We start from the raw sequence: 984 nt of genomic DNA, 5'->3' as shown, positions 1-984 counted from the left end.
TAAAAGCACTGAAGGCTACCCGGGTCAGGGCGAGCTATTCAATGAACTTGAGCAATTAGCAGATGAGTCTGAAGCGGAACCGACTGAAGCCGAAAAAGAGTCCATCACCTACGAACGCAAGAAACCTGTTCGTAAACCTTTACCCAAAGACTTACCACGCGACGTCATCATTCACGACCTGGCAGACGAAGACAAAAGCTGTGATGACTGCGGTCATGAATTACATCGCATGGGTGAAGATAAAAGCGAGCAGCTTGAATTCATTCCTGCCCAGATCAAAGTCATCGAACATGTGCGACCTAAATATAGTTGTCGTCATTGTGAGCAACATGCAACGAACGTCACGATTAAACAAACGCCGGTTCCGGCTTCACCTATTCCAAAAAGCTTTGCTACGGCGAGCTTGTTAAGCCAAATCATTACCAGTAAATATCAATATGGCTTACCGCTTTATCGACAAGAAAGTCTGTTCAAAGAATATGGCATCCCGCTTAGCCGACAAACGATGTCGAGCTGGTTGCTGAAGTGTACAGACTTACTCAAACCGCTTTATGACAAACTGCATGAAACCCTCTTGCGGCAAAATGTAATACAAGCAGATGAAACCACACTAAAGGTAATCGAATCCGACAAAACCAAATGTTATATGTGGTTATATTGCACCGGTACCGACTCACCCGGCAGCAATCACACAGACATTCCCAATATCGTGCTGTATGACTTCCATGAAAGTCGGGCAAGCCAGTGTGCGATTAATTTTCTACAAGGTCACTCAGGCTATTTACAGGTAGATGGCTATCAAGGTTATGAATCCACCCAAACGACATTAGTGGGCTGTTGGGCACATGCACGACGCAAATTCAAAGAGGCTGATATAGCGCAAAGCAAAGGCAAACCCAAAGCGGGAAAAGCTACTTGGGCGATGACTCACATCAAAAAGCTCTATCGAATTGAAACTGCCATAAAGGATAAATCGCCCAGAGA

At 45.1% G+C, this 984-nt stretch carries 1 protein-coding gene; it reads left to right on the top strand.

Going from position 1 to position 984, the window contains the following annotated elements; all coding sequences use genetic code 11:
- Positions 1 to 984, top strand: a 984-nt coding sequence (locus A3729_RS11025; RefSeq protein WP_156497898.1) for an IS66 family transposase, incomplete at both ends; no start/stop codon positions are given.

The sequence above is a fragment of the Oleiphilus sp. HI0043 genome (assembly GCF_001634935.1).
Note: the sequence above shows the minus strand (reverse complement) of the source record. Positions and strands in the feature narration are given on the sequence as shown.